Source organism: Nonomuraea sp. NPDC049750 (genome assembly GCF_040659625.1).
In the GTDB taxonomy this organism is placed as follows: Bacteria; Actinomycetota; Actinomycetes; order Streptosporangiales; family Streptosporangiaceae; genus Nonomuraea.
Genome location: NZ_JBFANB010000006.1, coordinates 306,833 through 321,928 on the forward strand (window position 1 = coordinate 306,833; position 15,096 = coordinate 321,928).

Sequence of the window (15,096 nt, forward strand, 5' to 3'; positions counted from 1 at the left end):
TCAATCGTGACGCAGCAGGGCGAAGGCGCGGTCGGCGCGGCGTACGGCCTCCGGCTCGACCTCCGCCAGCGCGCTCCCGTCGGCCAGGGCCTGCCAGTTGTACTTGGCCAGCACCCGATGCGCGGCCAGCACCTGCGCCGCCAGCAGCGAGGCGGTGAGGGCGTCGGGGATCTCCGGGGCCTCCGCGAGCGCGGCGGTCAGGGCGTCCTCATCCATCGACATGTAGTGCAGCAGGCGGACGGCGAGGCTGGGCGTGCCGAACACCATGCGGCGAAAGGCGATCACCTCCGGCTGGTCGTTCAGCCCGGTGACCGGGTCGTGCCGGGCCAGGGCGTCGAGGAAGTGCCGGTGCAGCGCCGTCAGCGGATGCTCACCGGCTGTGCGCTGCCGCACCACCCGCGCGAACTCGCCCTGGTGGTCGCTGATGCGGTGCAGGACGAGGTCCTCCTTGGCCGGGAAGTACTTGAACAGCGTCGGCTTCGACACCCGCGCGGCGGCGGCGATCTCGGTGACGGGGACCTCGTCGAAACCACGCGCCAGGAAGAGCGAGATGGCCGCCGTGGAGATGGCCTCGCGCACGTGTTCCCGCTGCAACTGCCGAAGTCCTGTCATGAGGCCACTCTACCAAAGTGTTAACCTGGTAAAAGTATTAACCGAGTTAACAACGGAGGTAGGATGGCCACGCTCGACGAGGAGAGGCGATACGTCGAACAGTGCGGAGCCGGGCTGCGCAGGATGCTCGACGCGGCACGGGACAACGTGATCGTCGGCGAGAGCGTGGCGGGCGACCGCTACAGCGCCGAACGGCTCGGCCGCCACCTCAAGAGCCTGGCCAAGGAGCTGAGCGAGGAGCCCGAGGGTCCGCCGTTCTTCGGACGGCTCGACTTCGGCGGCGATTCCGCCGAGCACCGGGGGCGCAGCTACCACATCGGCCGGCGGCACATCACCGGCGAGCACGGTGGCCCGCCGGTGGTCATCGACTGGCGGGCGCCCGTCTCGCGGGCGTTCTACCGGGCCAGCGCCCGCGATCCGCTGGGCGTCGAGGTGCGCCGCCGATTCGGCTGGGCCGGCACCACATTGACGTCCTTCGAGGACGAACGGCTCGCCCAGGGCCAGGAGACCGACAGCCGGATCCTGGCCGACGAGATCGAACGGCCCCGCGTCGGCCCGATGCGCGACATCGTCGCCACCATCCAGCCCGAGCAGGACGACCTGGTCCGTGCCGGGCTGCAGGAGTCGATCTGCGTGCAGGGCGCTCCCGGCACCGGCAAGACGGCCGTCGGGCTGCACCGGGCGGCGTTCCTGCTGTACGCGCACCGGCAGCGGCTGGAGCGCTCGGGGGTGCTGGTGCTGGGCCCCAACCGGGCCTTTCTCGGATATATCTCGGCGGTGCTGCCCGCGCTGGGCGAGGTCGACGTCGAGCAGACCACGCTGGAGCGGCTGCTGGGCACGGTCGCGGTCACGGCCACCGACAGCCCGGCCGCCGCGCTGGTCAAGCACGACGCGCGGATGGCCGAGGTCCTGCGCAAGGCCCTGTACGGGCGTATCGGCAAGCCGGTCGAGCCCGTCTCCGTCGCCGACGGCTCCTACCGGTGGCGGGTCGGCGAGGACGAGCTGCGCCGCATCGTCGACGACACGCGGCGCGAGGCCATGCCGTACGCGATCGGGCGTGAACGGGTGCGCGCCCGGATCATCGAGCTGATGCGGCGCCAGGCCGAGCTGCGTGGTCACACGGGCAACGCCGTCTGGACGCGCAAGATCGGCAAGGCGCTCACGCTGTTCCTGGACGAGATCTGGCCGGCCGTACGCCCTGAGGAGCTGCTGTGCACGCTGCTGAGCGACCCGGAACCGGCCGCCCCGATCCTGACGGCCGATGAGCGGGCGGCCATCACCTGGGCCCGGCCGCCGCGCGGCTACAAGAGCGCCAAGTGGTCCGAGGCCGACCTGGTGCTGCTCGACGAGATCGCCGGGCTGCTGGAACGGCCGCGCGGCTACGGCCACGTCATCGTGGACGAGGCACAGGACCTGTCGCCGATGCAGTGCAGGGCGGTGGCCAGGCGCAGCGAGCACGGCTCGATCACCGTGCTCGGCGACCTGGCTCAGGGCACCACGCCATGGGCGGCCGCGTCCTGGCCGCGGCACCTGGAACTGCTCGGCAAGCCGGAGGCCGGGATCGTCGCGCTGACGACGGGGTTCCGGGTGCCCGCGGTGGTGGTCGGCCCGGCCAACCGGCTGCTGGCGGCGCTCGACGTGGACGTGCCCGCCACCACGTCGTACCGCACCGACGGCAGGCTGCTCGTCACCGAGGTGACCGAGTTGGAGAAAGGGGTCGTCACGGCCGCGCGTGAGGCGCTGGTCTTCGAGGGGTCGATCGGCGTGATCGCGGCCGACGCCGACGCCGGCCCGCTCACCGACGCCCTGTGGAACGGCGGCCTCGACATCGGTGAGCGGCTGAGCGTGGTGCCCGCCTCGATGGCCAAGGGCATGGAGTACGACCATGTGGTGCTGGCCGAGCCCGCGGCCATCGTCGAGGCTGAGGCACGCGGCCTCAACCGCCTGTACGTCGCGCTCACCCGCGCGGTCTCCCGGCTGGATGTGGTGCACTCCCGGCCGCTACCTCTCGATGTCTTTACAGCCGCCGAAATCGCCTGAGTCACCAGATGTCGTAGCCTGATCCGCTCGACAGGACGACCGACACGGTGTGTGATGGCCTCACGTCAGGAACGGGCCGCCGACTTGGTTGTGTTCTCGAGAGGAGCCCAGATCGTGACCTCCCCCCAGGATCCGCCCCCGGGCGACGATCCATCCCGCAGTGAGGCCCAGTGGGCGCAGCAGCCGCCCCCCGGGCCGCCGCCTCCGCCCCCCTATGAGCAGGCGCCGTACGCGCAGCCCGGCCAGAAGTCGGCAGGGCAGTTGCTGTCGATCATCGCGTTCGTCTGCGCGGCGATATCCCTGCTGTTCATACCTATTCTGTTCGGCCTGGCCGGGATCGGGCTGGGCATCGCGGGCCACACGCGCGGCGAGACGCTGGGCAAGTGGGCCGCGGTCACTTCGGGTGTGGCGATGATCCTCGGCATGGTCTTCGGCTACATCGTGGTGTCCAACATGAACACCTGATCGCGCCGTCCCCTGCCTGCCGCCCGGCCAGGACGGTGGGCAGGGACAGCACCCGGAAGGTTCAGCGGAGCGGCCGTGCGGCGGGCAGGCGGAGCCGGTCGACGGCCTCGCGGCGGGTCTTCTCCGGGCGGCGGTCGTAGCGGGCCGTGGTGGCCGGTGACGAGTGGCCGACCAGCGCCTGGGCGGTGGCCAGGTCGACGCCCGCGTCCAGCAACTCGCCGATGAAGGTGCGCCGGAAGTCGTGCGCCGTACGCCGGGACGCCCCCGCCTCGCCCAGCCGCCTGGCCAGGATGTCGGCGATGCCCTGCCCGGTCAGCCCGACGGGGCGGCCCTCGCGCATCCGCACGCGGCCCATCCTGCTGATCGGGCTGAACAACGCGCCCGCCTCATCGCCCCGCACCGCCAGCCACCGCTCGACCAGCCCGATCGCGTCGGTCGTCAGGTAGACCATCCGCTCCTTGTCGCGCTTGCCGCGGACCCGGAGCGAGCGGGCGCCCGGGTCGTAGTCGGACAGCGACAGCCCGCCGATCTCGGCGCGGCGGCAGCCGGTGGAGTAGAGCACCGCGATCAGCGCCGCGTCGCGGATCCCGGCGGGCGAGTCGTCGCACGCCGACAGGGCCGCCCCCACGACCTCCGGCGGCACGTGGTGACCGGTGGGCAGGCGGCTCTGGCGCACCGGAGCCAGGTCGGAGGCGCGCGCGTAGTCCTCCGCGCTGCTCTGCCCGAGCCGCCACGCCTCCTTCAGCACCCGGCGCAGCGCCACCAGGTGCTTGTTGACGTAGGCCGCCGACCATCCCTGATCGGTCAGCAGGGTGCGAATGCGTACCGTGTGCTCGTAACGCAGCAGATGCCACGGCTGGCCCGCGCCGCTGGCCGCCTCGTCGCCGGTGAGCAGGCGGGCCAGCCGGTCGAGGCAGCCGCGCATCGTGCGGCGCGACTCGGGGCTGGTCAGCGAGTCGAGATAGACGTGATAGGGGTCGCGGGCCGGCTCGACGAGCGTGGTCGGCAGGCCCGGTACGGCGGGCAGGCTCACCCGGCGATCTTAGCCCCGCTCACTCCTGGAGGCGGGTCACGTGCTCACTCCTCCAGGCGGGTCACGGCCTTCAGCAGGCGGTCGACGTCCGAATGGTCGTTGTAGTGCACCAGCCCGACCCGCACCGCGCCGCCGGAGTCGCGGATGCCCAGCGCGCCGGTCAGCTCCCAGGCGTAGTTGTGCCCGTTCCACACGTTCACCCGGCGCGCGGCCAGCGCCTCCGCGACCTCGCGAGGGGTGCGCCCGGCGACGGTGAAGTAGGCGGTCGCCGAACGCCTGGCGGGCTTGCCGTACAACGTGACGTGCGGCATCGCCTCCAGGCCCGCGATCAGCACGGCGAACAGCTCCTGCTCGTACGCCTCGGCCGCGGACAGCGAGGTGAGCAGCCGCTCCCTGCGCGTCCCGGTGCCGGGGACCATGGTGGCCAGGTGGTTCACCGCGGCCGTCACACCGGCCAGGTCGGCGAAGGGGGACGTGCCCCACTCGAAGCGATCCGGCACCGTGTCGGGGGAGGAGGCCAGCTTGTCCGGTCTGATCGTCTCCAGCAGTGCCGGATCGGCGATGACCGCGCCGATGTGCGGGCCCGACCACTTGTAGGCGCTGGTGGCGTAGAAGTCGGCGCCCAGCTCCGCGATGTCCACCGCGCCGTGCGCGGTGGCGTGCACGCCGTCCACATAGGTCAGCGCCCCCGCCGCGTGCGCCAGCGCGGTGATCGCGGCCACGTCCGGGCGGGTGCCCAGCACGTTGCTCGCGGCGGTCACCGCCACCAGCCTGGTGCGCTCGCCGATCAGGTTCGCGTACTGCTCCACCGGCAGCTCCCCGGTCGCCGGGTCCACCTCGGCCCACCGGATCGTCGCCCCGGCGCGCGTGGCGAGCTGTATCCAGGGCCGGACGTTGGCGTCGTGGTCGAGCCGCGAGACCACCACCTCGTCGCCGGGGCCCCAGCCCAGGGCCAGCGCGCCGGCCAGGCGATAGGTCAGCGTCGTCATGTTCGGTCCGAGGATCACCCCGTCCGGCAGGCCGCCGACCAGGTCGGCCACGGCCGCGCGGCAGGCCGCCACGATCTCGTCGGCGCGGTGACTGGCCTCGAAGGCGCCGCCCGCGTTGCCGATGCCCGTACGGTAGGCGCTCACGATGGCGTCGATCACCGACTGCGGGACCTGAGTGCCCGCCGCGCCGTCGAGATAGGCGTGGCCGTCGTCCAGCGCGGGATAGGTAGCGCGCACCGATTGAACTGGGAATTTAGTGACAAAGGGCATGATGTGTTCATGCTCACCCTGAGAGAGCTCAACCGGGCCACCTTGGCGCGGCAGCATCTTCTTCGCCGCCACCAGGGCGGCGTGGCCGCCGTCGTGCACCGCCTGGCCGGGCTGCAGGCGCAGGAGCCGCGCCCACCGTACCTGGGACTGTGGACCCGGCTCGACGGGTTCGCCCGCGCCGACCTGCACGCGGCGCTGCGCGCGCGGACGCTCGTGCGCGCCACGATGATGCGCGCCACCCTGCACCTGGTGACCGCGGCGGACTTCGCCGAGTTCCGGCCCCTGTTACAGCCGCTGCTCGCCGCCGCGGCGCGCCGTTTCCCGGAGGTCGACTTCGCCGCCGTCGCGGGAGCCGCGGAGCGGTTGCTGGCTGAGGGGCCGCACACCTTCAACGAGCTGCGGCCGAGGCTGGAGCGGGAGTTCCCGGGCGCCTACGACCGGGCGCTCGGCTACGCGGTGCGCATGATGGTCCCGTTGATCATGGTGCCGACCGAGGATCGGTGGAGCTTCCCGCGCGATTCCGCCTTCGCCCTGCCGGGCATCGAGCTCGCCGCGGAGCCGGACATCGAGACGCTCGTCGAGCGGTACCTGGCCGCGTTCGGGCCGGCCACCGCCGCCGACATGCAGACGTGGTCAGGGCTGAGCGGGCTCAAGGCCGTGCTGAACGGCATGCGCGACCGGCTGGAGGTGCTGGTGGACGAGCGCGGCCGGGAGCTGTTCGACCTGCCCGAGGCGCCCAGGCCGGAGGGGGACGTGCCGACGCCGGTCAGGTTCCTGCCCGACTTCGACAACCTGCTGCTCGGCCACGCCGACCGTACCCGCGTGCTGGCCGAGGAGCATCGCGGCGAGGTCGTCACCAAGAACCTGCGCGTCCGCGCCACCTACCTGGTCGACGGCTTCGTGGCCGGGACCTGGCAGATCAGGCGTACGGGTAAGAAGGCCAAGCTGCTCCTCACGCCCTTCACCCCGGTGGCGACCGAGGCGCTGGAGGAGGAGGCGATGGCCCTGCTGGCCTTCGCCGAGCCGGACGCGGCTGCCCGCTCACTTGAAGTAATAGGCTGAGTCTGATTTGTTCGGGGCGGAGGTGTGAGCCATGCCGCAGCTGACCGCCCTGGATGCCCAGTTTCTCCATTTCGAGACGGCGACGAACATCGCCAACATCGCCGGTCTGGCCATCCTGGACGGCGATCTCCACCGCGCCGACCTCCAGGCTCTGCTGGAACGGCGCCTGCCGTACGTGCCCGCGTTGCGGCGCAAGCTCGCGTTCGTGCCCCTCGGCCTCGACCACCCCTACTGGGTGCAGGAGGACGATCTCGACCTCGACTATCACGTACGGGAGATCGGCCTGCCGCCACCCGGTGACGACCGGCAACTGGCCGACCAGGTGTCCCGGCTGCACGCCCGCCGCCTGGACCGCCGCCGGCCGCTGTGGGAGATCTACCTGATCCACGGCCTGTCCGGCGGCCGCATGGGGCTCTACACCAAGATCCATCACGCGGCCGTGGACGGCATCGGCGGCGCCGACGTACTGGCCGCGCTCCTCGACGTGGGCCCCATACCCGCGCCGGCGCCCGCGGTCGCGCCCGAGCGTGACTCGGAGCCGCCGGGAGCGGCCGAGATGGTCCTGCGCGGGCTCGCCAGGCTGGCCGGCAATCCGGCGCAGGCGGTGCGGTTCGCCGCCCGGGCGATGCCGCACCTGGACGAGATCCCCGTGGTGTCGTCGCTGCCGGGCAGCCGGATGGTGTCGGGGCTGGCCCGCCGGGTCGCCGGCGCCGGGCAGGCCCCGGAGCTGCCGTCGCTGCCCGCGCCCAAGACGCCGTTCAGCGGGCCGGTCTCCGAGCACCGGCGCTTCGCGTTCGTCTCGCTGCCGCTGGAGGAGATCAAGCAGGTGCGCAAGGCGTTCGGGGTGACGGTGAACGACGTGGTGATGGCCGTGTGCGCGGGCGCGCTGCGCCAGTGGCTGGCCGCGCACGGCGGCGTCCCGCACCAGCCGCTGATCGCCGGGGTGCCGTTCTCGCTGCGGGAGGCGGGGACGGGCGGCAACCAGGTGACGTTCATGACCGCGCCGCTGGCCGTCCACCTCGAGGATCCCGTGGCGCGGCTGCAGCAGGTGCGGCTCGCCATGCAGCGGATCAAGGACAGGTTCTCGCTGGCGCCCGCGCGGTGGCTGCGCGAGCTGAGCGAGTCGATGCCCGCCGCCCTCATGGGGCTGGCGTCCAGATCGGCGTTCGGCCTGCTCGGGCAGACCGCGCCGCCCATCAACGTGGCCATCTCGAACGTACCTGGGCCGCAGTTCCCCCTGTACGTGTGCGGCGCCCGGTTGCTCACCCACTACCCGGTCTCGGTGATCACCGACGTGAGCGGCGGGGTGAACATCACCGCCTTCTCCTACGACGGCTCCCTGGACATCGGCGTGGTCACCGACCGGGAGATGGTGCCCGACGCGTGGGAGCTCGCCGACGATCTGCGCGGGGCGCTGGACGAACTCCTCAACGCGGAACGGAACCTGCCGCAATAGCGCACGCTGCCCCGTTTTCCACCGGCGGCTTTCACCGGTCGCCGGGCAGGCGCCGAGCATGGCCGGGCAGCGGGTAGCGTGGAAGACGATGGTGGGACTGAGGCCGGACACGCGTCTCGTCGCCTTAACGAGTATGGCGGCGAGTTCACTCTCGCCCTGCCCCGCGCGGCCACGGCGAACCTCATACGACGGACAGGTGCCGAACCACCCGCGCGCGGGAAGTAACCGATGATGGCCATCTTCGCCCCCCGGGCCGCGGTCGTCCAGCCGGACCCGCGCATCAGGAGCAGCCGGACAGCGTGGTCGGCGACCCGCCCCGTCTCCCGCTTCCTCGCCCCCGAGGGACTTCTTGGTCCGAGATCGATATTCGCCAGTCGAACGACCCGAGCGAGGAGAGTGTCTTGTCCCAAGCAGCAGAGGTTCTCGAGCTAGACGAAAACATCGCCGACGGCGCACCCGTCGCCGGCGCTGACTCGGTCAAGGCGTACCTGAAGGAGATCGGGCGGGTGCCGCTGCTCAACGCCGAGCAGGAGATCGACCTCGCCAAGCGGATCGAGGCCGGACTGTTCGCCGCCGAGCGCCTCAGCACGGAGCCCGATCTGCCCGGTCAGCTCCGCGCCGACCTCGAATGGATCGCCTGCGACGGCCTGCGGGCCAAGGAACGCATGCTGGAGGCCAACCTGCGCCTGGTGGTGTCGATCGCCAAGCGCTACACCGGCCGCGGCATGCTCTTCCTCGACCTGATCCAGGAGGGCAACCTCGGGCTGATCCGTACGATCGAGAAGTTCGACTACCGGCTCGGGTTCAAGTTCTCCACCTACGCCACGTGGTGGATCAAGCAGGCCATCACCCGCGCGATGGCCGACCAGGCACGGACGATCCGCATCCCGGTCCACATGGTCGAGATGATCAACAAGGTGGCGCGGGCGCAGCGGCGGCTGTCGGGCGAGCTCGGCCGCGAGCCCACGCCCGAGGAGATCGCCGTCGAGACCGAGCTGCCCATCGACCGGGTCGCCGAGGTGCAGGGCTACGGCCGCGAGCCGATCTCCCTGCACACGCCGCTGGGCGAGGAGGGCGACAGCGAGTTCGGCGACCTCATCGAGGACACCGAGGCCGTCTCCCCGGCCGACGCGGTCTCGTTCACCCTGCTCCAGCAGCAACTGCGGGCCCTGCTCGACGAGCTGTCCGAGCGTGAGGCGGGCGTCATCTCCATGCGGTACGGCCTGAACGACGGCAAGCCGATGACCCTCGACGAGATCGGCAGGATCTACGGCGTGACCCGTGAGCGGATCCGGCAGATCGAGGCCAAGACCATGTCCAAGCTCCGCCACCCGTCGAGGGCTCTGGCGCTGCGCGAATACCTCAGCTAGGGCGGGCATACCACAGCCAGGACGGGGGCTCAGCTGGGGGCGGGCGGCTCAGCTGGGGCGGGCGGTCAGCCATGTCCGGTCGGGGGTCAGGAAGCGGTCCACGACCAGCCCGGACTCGGCCAGAGCCGTGGTGAGCTGGTCGTCGCTGAGCGGCCGTTCGACGATCGACTGGGTCCAGAGGCGGCCGTCGGTCTCGTACCTCAGGGTGAGATTCACCAGATCCCGCCCTGACGGGGCGAACTCCGTGATCGTGGTGGTGAACCCGGACCGCCCGAAGGTCGTCCCCACTGACCAGGTGGCCCGTACGTCCAGCGGAATCCACTGGATCACCACCACGCCGTCGTCACGCACGTGGCGGCGGCAGCAGTCGAGGAAGCGCCGCCTGGTCGAGACCAGCGGCACATGAATGAGCAGCGAGGCCAGCAGCACGGCGTCGAAGCGGCGCTCGAGCGCGCCCAGCTCGAGGATCGACCCGCCTGCGGGCACACCCCGCTGAATGATCTCCGGTTCGCCCGCGGCGTCGATCGCGGCATAGAACTCCACCGGTGAGCCGTCGGAGGTGAACACCCCCGGTCCAGTGCCCGTGTTCATATGCGCACTGTAGATCGGAAAGGCGGCCCGCTGGGGTAATTCCCATTTCCGCTTCATCCTGTGGAATTCCTGTGAACTCCGTGACGCCGGATGCAATTGACGAAAAACATCGGTTGGTTCATGCTGGGCGGTGTTGGCGGCCAACGGCCCCGGGATTCCGCGGCCGACCTGCTATTCAGTGACGAAGCTGCCACGTCCTGTGCTGTTCTCTTTACCATGCGCTTTGTCCGGAGGTGTAATGGAAATCGAGGGCACCATAAAGAAGATTCTGGCGACCGAATTGTTCGTCGAGACGCCGGCCGAGGAAATCAGCGACCACGAGAGCCTGCGCGACATCTACGGGCTCGATTCTCTGGGATTCACCGAACTCCGCGTGCAATGTGAGGACATCTTCGATGTCCGCGTCTCCGACGAGGACTTCGTACCCGAGAACTTCCGTACCATCGCCGCCCTCGCCGCGCTCATCCGGCGGCTGCAGGGCGGCGGGACGTGAGCCACGCGGGCCTGACCGCCGCGTCGCCGTCCCACAGCCTGCACCTGGATCACTACGGTGGCGGCCGGCTTCCGTTCGTCTCGGTCGGTGGCCGGGGCGTGCGGCTGCGGCTGGCCGAGCGCGGCGGCACCGGGGAACCGTTCGAGGTCATCGACGCCTCCGGCGGGTACGCCAGCGCCTGCCTCGGGGCCGGGCACCCGGCCGTGCTGCGCGCGTTGACGCGCGGGGCCACGGATCTCGGGTACGCGACGGACGAGATCGAGGTCGCCGAACGCACCCGCCTCCTCACCGCGACGCTCGGCCCCGGCGGGCTGTGGTGCGACCACTTCCCACCGGGCGAATACCACGCATCCGGCCGCAACTCCGGCTCCGAGGGCATGGAACTGGCCCTGCGGCTGGTCCTGGAGTCGAGATACGACCACCGGCGGACGCGGCCCGACCCGGAGCGGGGCGGCCGCGATCTCGTGCTCGCCTTCCAGGGCGCGTGGCACGGATGGACGGGCGCGCTCACGCCGCTGCTCAACCGGCGCCACTTCCGCGTCGGGCTCCCGGGGATGGCCGCCGACGGCCCGTACGGGCTGACGGCGGAGCACCTTCCGTTCGGTGTCCCGGAGCCGTTGCGCGAGTTCTTCGCCCGCCACGGAGAGCGGCTGCTGGCCGTCGTCGTCGAGCCGGTCCAGGGTGACGCGGGCCTGCTGGTCCCCCCGCCCGGCTACCTGCGGACCCTGGCCGCGCTCGCCGTCGAGCACGGGGCGTTGCTGGTGGCCGACGAGGTGCTCACCTTCGCCAAGACCGGCCGGTTCTTCGCCATGGCGGACGAGGACGGCCCGATCCCCACCGATATCACCGTCATCGGCAAAAGCCTCGGCATGGGCGTGCTGTCCACCTCGATGGTGATCGCCAGGCGGTCGCTGTCCGTACGGCCGTCCGGCGCCGTGGCCACCTCAGACCTGCGCCCGCTGACCTGCGCGGTGATCCACGACGGCCTGCGGCTGATCGAGGATGACAAGCTGCTCGAACGCTCGGCCGAGCTCGGCGCGCGGCTGACCGCGCTCCTCGGCCGGGAGGTGCTCGACCGCTTCCCCGAGACCTATCGCGGGCTGCGGGGTACGGGGCTGCTGCAAGGGCTGGAGCTCACGGAGGACGCCGCGGACCGGCTGCGCGAGCTGCGGGCGCACATCATCAGGGCGGGCTGCTACATCGAGTTCATGGCCGGGGCGGGGCGCCGCTCCCACGGCCTGCCGTACGTCTTCCCCACCATGCGCGTGGCGCCGCCCCTGGTCACCAGCCCAGCCGAGGTGGAGGAGCTGGTCGCCGCGATTCGGCGGGGAACGGCGACGTTCCTCGGTACGGCGGCTCAGTGAGCGGGCCGACGAGTCGGCCGCTTCGCCGTCGGGTCGAGCACGTGGACACCGACGCCGCGGGGGTGGTCCACTTCACCCGCTACGCCTCGCTCATCGAGACCGCGCTGCTGGAGGACCTGGAGGCGATGGGCGTCGGCACCCGCCTGATGAGCGAGCACCAGCTGCAGCCGGCCGTGACCGAACTACGCATGCGCTACGGAGCCGCCGCCCGTTTCCCCGACCGGATCGAGGTACGCGCCGACGTCGACCATGTGGGCGGGGCCTCCTGGCGGGTCTCCGGCACGGTACGCCGCCTGCCCGATCTCCATGACCATGTCGTCGTCGGCCTGGTCCAGCAGGTGGACCTCCAGGTCGAAGCGGGTGGCGGGCTGCGAGACGTCCCGGCCCCAGAGCCGGGAGCCGAGGTCGCCCCAGCGCGTCTCGGTGCCGTAGGCCGGAGTGACCAGCATCTGGAAGATCACCTGGACCAGCGGGATGTACGAGGGGTCGCGCCGCAGGGACAGCCGGTCGACCAGGACGTCGAAGGGCAGCAGGTCGTTGTCGTAGGCGTCGAACAGCGCCTCGCGGGCCGCGGCGAGTACCGCGAGGAAGCTCGGATCCCCGGACAGATCCATCCGTACCGGCAGCGTGCCCACGAAGAAGCCCACCGTCCCGGCGAACTCCGGCCGCGAACGCCCGGCCACGACCACGCCGATCACCAGGTCGCGAGCGCGGGCGTAGCGGGCGAGCAGGACGGCGAAGGCGGCGTAGGCGACGGTGTACGGCGTGACCCGGTGCGCCACGGCGAAAGATCGCAGCGTGGCGGTCACGTCCACCGGCACGGGCGTGACGAGCAGGCCGCCGCGGAAGTCCTGGATCCTCGGCCGCGGCCGGTCGGCGGGCAGTGTGACGAGTTCGGGCGCGCCCGCCAGCCGCCGCCGCCAGTACGCGAGCACCCGCTCGGCCGCGGGGGAACCGGCCAGTTCCTGCTGCCGGCGGGCGTACTCGAGGTAGCCGGCCGGCGGCGGGCCGAGGGGCCGGTTCGCGTACAGCAGCCCGAGCTCCTCGTCGATGATCGGCACCGACCAGCCGTCGATCACGATGTGATGGACGCACAGCAGGAGCACGTGGAGATCGGGCGTGACGCGCAGGAGGTGGGCCCGGATCAGGTCGTCCCGCGCGAGGTCGAACGGCCGCGCCGTCCACAGCCGGGCGAACTCCGTCGCCGCCGCGTCCCAACCAGGCTCTCCCGCGAGATCAGTGGCCGTCGGCTCCGAGCCGAGATCGGTGCTGGGCAGCTCGACGTCGAAGGGGGTGCCGCTCACCACCACGCGGGCCACCCCGCCGTCGGCGGGGAACCTCATGCGTAACGCGACGTGCCGGTCGGCCAGCGCACCGAGGGCCCGGCGCAACGCCGCCACGTCCAGCGGCCCGCGCAGCTCGTAGCCCCGGAAGACGTTGTACTGCGGCGAATCGGGCGCGAGCTGCTGGAGAAACCACAGCCGTTGCTGTGCGGGCGACGGCATCGGCTCGTGTTCTTCCGGCATCGTCTCCTCACCTGTGAGAGAGGCGAAGTGGCTGGTGTACCGGAGATCTCTGCAAGGAGGCTCTATCAGCGCTCCGGGCTTGTCAAGCGGCCGGTCGGCGCAGCCCCTCCAGGCAGATCTGGATGATCGGCTCGGCCAGCTCCGCCGCCGGCAGCCGGGGATCCACCAGGCACTGCAGCAGGCAGCCCTCGATGGTCCCCACGATGACGGTCGCGTGGCGCTCGTCCAGGCCCTCACGCAGCACGCCTTCCTTCGCGGCCTGGCGCAGGAGCTCGGTGATCACGGCCCGCGCGTCGCCGTAGACGGCCGCCATGTCCACCAGCGAGCCCTCCGAGTCACGGGAGGCCGCCCACAGGTCGACCATGATCCGGGCGGGCTCGCGCCGCGCGGTCAGCACGCCGAGCACCTCGCGTACCATCTCGGCCAGCCGCTCCAGCGCGGGCCCGCGCCCGTTGATCGCCCGGTCGAAGATGGCGGCCGACATGGTCCGGTAGCCTTCGAAGGCGGCTTCCAGCAGCGCGTCCCTGCTGTCGTAGTAGAGATAGACGCTGCCCTTGGCGATGCCCGCCTCGGCGGCGATGTCGTCGATGCGGGTGGCGGCGAAGCCCTTGCGGGCGAACACCCGCACCGCCGCGGTGAGGATCTCTTTGCGTCGCGCGGCCTTGTCGACCGTCCTGGGGGACATATGATCATTATGACTGACCGGTCAGTCAATATCCAAATCGAGATGCGGTCTGTCCGTTTCCCTGGCTAGGGTGCTGACAGTGAGAGATGTACGGCTGCTGCCCAAAGCCCACCTGCACGTTCACCTGGAGAGCACGGTACGCCCCGAGACCTCGCGCGAGTTCGGCGGGCCGTCCGGGCGGGGCGGGCCGTTCGCCACGTTCCGGGAGTTCGCCGACCATCGGGCGCTGGTGCGCGGGCGGCTGCTCACAGCCGAGCACTTCCGGCGGGTGGCGCTGGAGTTCTGCGAGGACGAGGCGGCCCAGGGCACCCGCTACGCGGAGGTGTCCTTCACCGCGGCCTCGCACGGCGAGCGGCTAGGCGCGCCGGAGATGCCGCTGGAGGCGGTGCTGGACGGGCTGGCCGAGGGGTCGCGCCGCTACGGGATCGAGTGCCGGGTACTGCTCGACCACTCCCGGCGGCGCTCCGTCGAACGGCTCTGGGAGACATTGCGGCTGGCCACCCGTTACGAGGCGGTCGTCGGCATCGGGCTGGCGGGCGACGAGAGCCACCCGGTGGCGCCGTTCGCGGAGGTGCTCGACGCGGCCCGCGACGCCGGAGTGCGCCTGGTGCACCACGCGGGGGAGTTCGGCGGGCCGGACAGCATCCGCGAGGCGCTCGCCATCGGGCACGCCGAGCGGATCGGGCACGGCGTACGCGTCCTGGAGGACGAGGCGGTGGTCGCCGAGGTGCGGGAGCGGGGGGTGCCGCTGGAGGTCTGTCCCACGTCGAACGTCCTGCTCGGCGTCGTGCCCAGCCTGGCCGAGCACCCGCTGCGGCGGCTGAGCGCGGCGGGGCTGGCGGTCACGCTCAACACCGACGGCGAAACCGACCTGGCCGGCGAGTACGCGCTGGCGCGGGAGGTCTTCGGGTACGACGACGCGGAGCTGGCCGGGTTCGCCCGGGCCTCGATCGACGCCTCGTTCGCCGAGGAGGAGCTCAAGGCGGGGTTGCGGGCGGGGGTGGACGCCTGGCTGGCGGACTCGGGCTCGGCTTCGGCGTCGGCCTCGGGCTCTGGATCGGCCTCGGACTCGGGTCGATGACCCGCCGCGCTCGCTGACGCTGAGGAGGGGCGCGCTGACCGTCGGGGGCGCGGTCAGCG

At 71.4% G+C, this 15,096-nt stretch carries 13 protein-coding genes and 2 pseudogenes; 9 read left to right on the forward strand and 6 right to left on the reverse strand.

The window, feature by feature from the left end:
• Positions 1-612, reverse strand: coding sequence for a TetR family transcriptional regulator (locus AB0J16_RS19465; protein WP_358540975.1), 612 nt, complete (start codon positions 610-612; stop codon positions 1-3).
• Positions 613-675: 63 nt separating this feature from the next.
• Here AB0J16_RS19465 and AB0J16_RS19470 point away from each other — a divergent pair, with 63 nt between their 5' ends.
• Together AB0J16_RS19470 and AB0J16_RS19475 are read left to right on the forward strand one after the other, a co-directional pair.
• Positions 676-2,652, forward strand: a complete 1,977-nt coding sequence (locus tag AB0J16_RS19470) for an AAA family ATPase (RefSeq protein WP_358540977.1) — start codon at positions 676-678, stop codon at positions 2,650-2,652.
• A 114-nt stretch (positions 2,653-2,766) separates the two neighbouring features.
• Complete coding sequence (locus tag AB0J16_RS19475) at positions 2,767-3,117, forward strand: hypothetical protein (RefSeq protein ID WP_358540980.1); 351 nt, start codon at positions 2,767-2,769, stop codon at positions 3,115-3,117.
• A gap of 61 nt (positions 3,118-3,178) precedes the next feature.
• Here the strand turns inward: AB0J16_RS19475 and AB0J16_RS19480 are convergent, their stop codons facing one another.
• Together AB0J16_RS19480 and AB0J16_RS19485 are read right to left on the reverse strand one after the other, a co-directional pair.
• The gene (locus AB0J16_RS19480) at positions 3,179-4,150 is read right to left on the reverse strand and encodes a tyrosine-type recombinase/integrase (RefSeq protein ID WP_357951882.1); all 972 of its coding nucleotides are present in this window, start codon (positions 4,148-4,150) and stop codon (positions 3,179-3,181) included.
• A 44-nt stretch (positions 4,151-4,194) separates the two neighbouring features.
• Positions 4,195-5,409: a cysteine desulfurase-like protein gene (locus AB0J16_RS19485; RefSeq protein ID WP_358540983.1), complete on the reverse strand. Its 1,215-nt coding sequence runs from the start codon at positions 5,407-5,409 to the stop codon at positions 4,195-4,197.
• Between the two features lie 9 nt (positions 5,410-5,418).
• Here AB0J16_RS19485 and AB0J16_RS19490 point away from each other — a divergent pair, with 9 nt between their 5' ends.
• From AB0J16_RS19490 to AB0J16_RS19500, 3 genes and pseudogenes are all read left to right on the forward strand, one after another.
• A complete protein-coding gene (locus tag AB0J16_RS19490) occupies positions 5,419-6,471 on the forward strand; it encodes a winged helix DNA-binding domain-containing protein (protein ID WP_358540986.1) in 1,053 nt (350 codons plus the stop codon).
• A 31-nt stretch (positions 6,472-6,502) separates the two neighbouring features.
• Positions 6,503-7,927, forward strand: a complete 1,425-nt coding sequence (locus tag AB0J16_RS19495) for a wax ester/triacylglycerol synthase family O-acyltransferase (protein ID WP_358540988.1) — start codon at positions 6,503-6,505, stop codon at positions 7,925-7,927.
• Positions 7,928-8,388: 461 nt separating this feature from the next.
• A pseudogene (locus tag AB0J16_RS19500) lies at positions 8,389-9,297 on the forward strand (RNA polymerase sigma factor); the annotation flags it as partial.
• Between the two features lie 48 nt (positions 9,298-9,345).
• On the opposite strand, the gene AB0J16_RS19505 reads toward AB0J16_RS19500, so the two are convergent.
• Positions 9,346-9,888, reverse strand: coding sequence for a class I SAM-dependent methyltransferase (locus AB0J16_RS19505; RefSeq protein ID WP_358540990.1), 543 nt, complete (start codon positions 9,886-9,888; stop codon positions 9,346-9,348).
• A gap of 238 nt (positions 9,889-10,126) precedes the next feature.
• On the opposite strand from AB0J16_RS19505, the gene AB0J16_RS19510 reads away from it, so the two are divergent.
• From AB0J16_RS19510 to AB0J16_RS19520, 3 genes and pseudogenes are all read left to right on the forward strand, one after another.
• Positions 10,127-10,381 (forward strand): acyl carrier protein, encoded by a 255-nt coding sequence (locus tag AB0J16_RS19510; protein ID WP_358443030.1) that lies wholly within the window; start codon positions 10,127-10,129, stop codon positions 10,379-10,381.
• On the forward strand, positions 10,378-11,745 hold the full coding sequence (locus tag AB0J16_RS19515; RefSeq protein WP_358540993.1) for an aminotransferase class III-fold pyridoxal phosphate-dependent enzyme: 1,368 nt from the start codon (positions 10,378-10,380) through the stop codon (positions 11,743-11,745). The genes AB0J16_RS19510 and AB0J16_RS19515 overlap by 4 nt, the downstream gene beginning before the upstream one ends.
• A gap of 62 nt (positions 11,746-11,807) precedes the next feature.
• Positions 11,808-12,008, forward strand: a pseudogene (locus AB0J16_RS19520) (hotdog domain-containing protein); the annotation flags it as partial.
• On the opposite strand, the gene AB0J16_RS19525 reads toward AB0J16_RS19520, so the two are convergent.
• Positions 11,928-13,271, reverse strand: a complete 1,344-nt coding sequence (locus AB0J16_RS19525) for a condensation domain-containing protein (protein WP_358540995.1) — start codon at positions 13,269-13,271, stop codon at positions 11,928-11,930. The pseudogene AB0J16_RS19520 and the gene AB0J16_RS19525 overlap by 81 nt on opposite strands.
• Positions 13,272-13,353: 82 nt before the next feature.
• Positions 13,354-13,956: a TetR/AcrR family transcriptional regulator gene (locus AB0J16_RS19530; RefSeq protein ID WP_358540998.1), complete on the reverse strand. Its 603-nt coding sequence runs from the start codon at positions 13,954-13,956 to the stop codon at positions 13,354-13,356.
• 79 nt (positions 13,957-14,035) lie between these two features.
• Between AB0J16_RS19530 and add the strand changes: the two genes are divergently transcribed.
• A complete protein-coding gene (gene add / locus AB0J16_RS19535; RefSeq protein ID WP_358541001.1) occupies positions 14,036-15,037 on the forward strand; it encodes an adenosine deaminase in 1,002 nt (333 codons plus the stop codon).
• Positions 15,038-15,096 lie beyond the last annotated feature (59 nt).

Coding starts and splice junctions, on each gene's coding strand:
- AB0J16_RS19465 (WP_358540975.1), bottom strand. CDS start 612: ATGACAGGACTTCGGCAGTTGCAGCGGGAACACGTGCGCGAGGCCATC.
- AB0J16_RS19470 (WP_358540977.1), top strand. CDS start 676: ATGGCCACGCTCGACGAGGAGAGGCGATACGTCGAACAGTGCGGAGCC.
- AB0J16_RS19485 (WP_358540983.1), bottom strand. CDS start 5,409: ATGCCCTTTGTCACTAAATTCCCAGTTCAATCGGTGCGCGCTACCTAT.
- AB0J16_RS19490 (WP_358540986.1), top strand. CDS start 5,419: ATGCTCACCCTGAGAGAGCTCAACCGGGCCACCTTGGCGCGGCAGCAT.
- AB0J16_RS19495 (WP_358540988.1), top strand. CDS start 6,503: ATGCCGCAGCTGACCGCCCTGGATGCCCAGTTTCTCCATTTCGAGACG.
- AB0J16_RS19505 (WP_358540990.1), bottom strand. CDS start 9,888: ATGAACACGGGCACTGGACCGGGGGTGTTCACCTCCGACGGCTCACCG.
- AB0J16_RS19510 (WP_358443030.1), top strand. CDS start 10,127: ATGGAAATCGAGGGCACCATAAAGAAGATTCTGGCGACCGAATTGTTC.
- AB0J16_RS19525 (WP_358540995.1), bottom strand. CDS start 13,271: ATGCCGGAAGAACACGAGCCGATGCCGTCGCCCGCACAGCAACGGCTG.
- AB0J16_RS19530 (WP_358540998.1), bottom strand. CDS start 13,956: ATGTCCCCCAGGACGGTCGACAAGGCCGCGCGACGCAAAGAGATCCTC.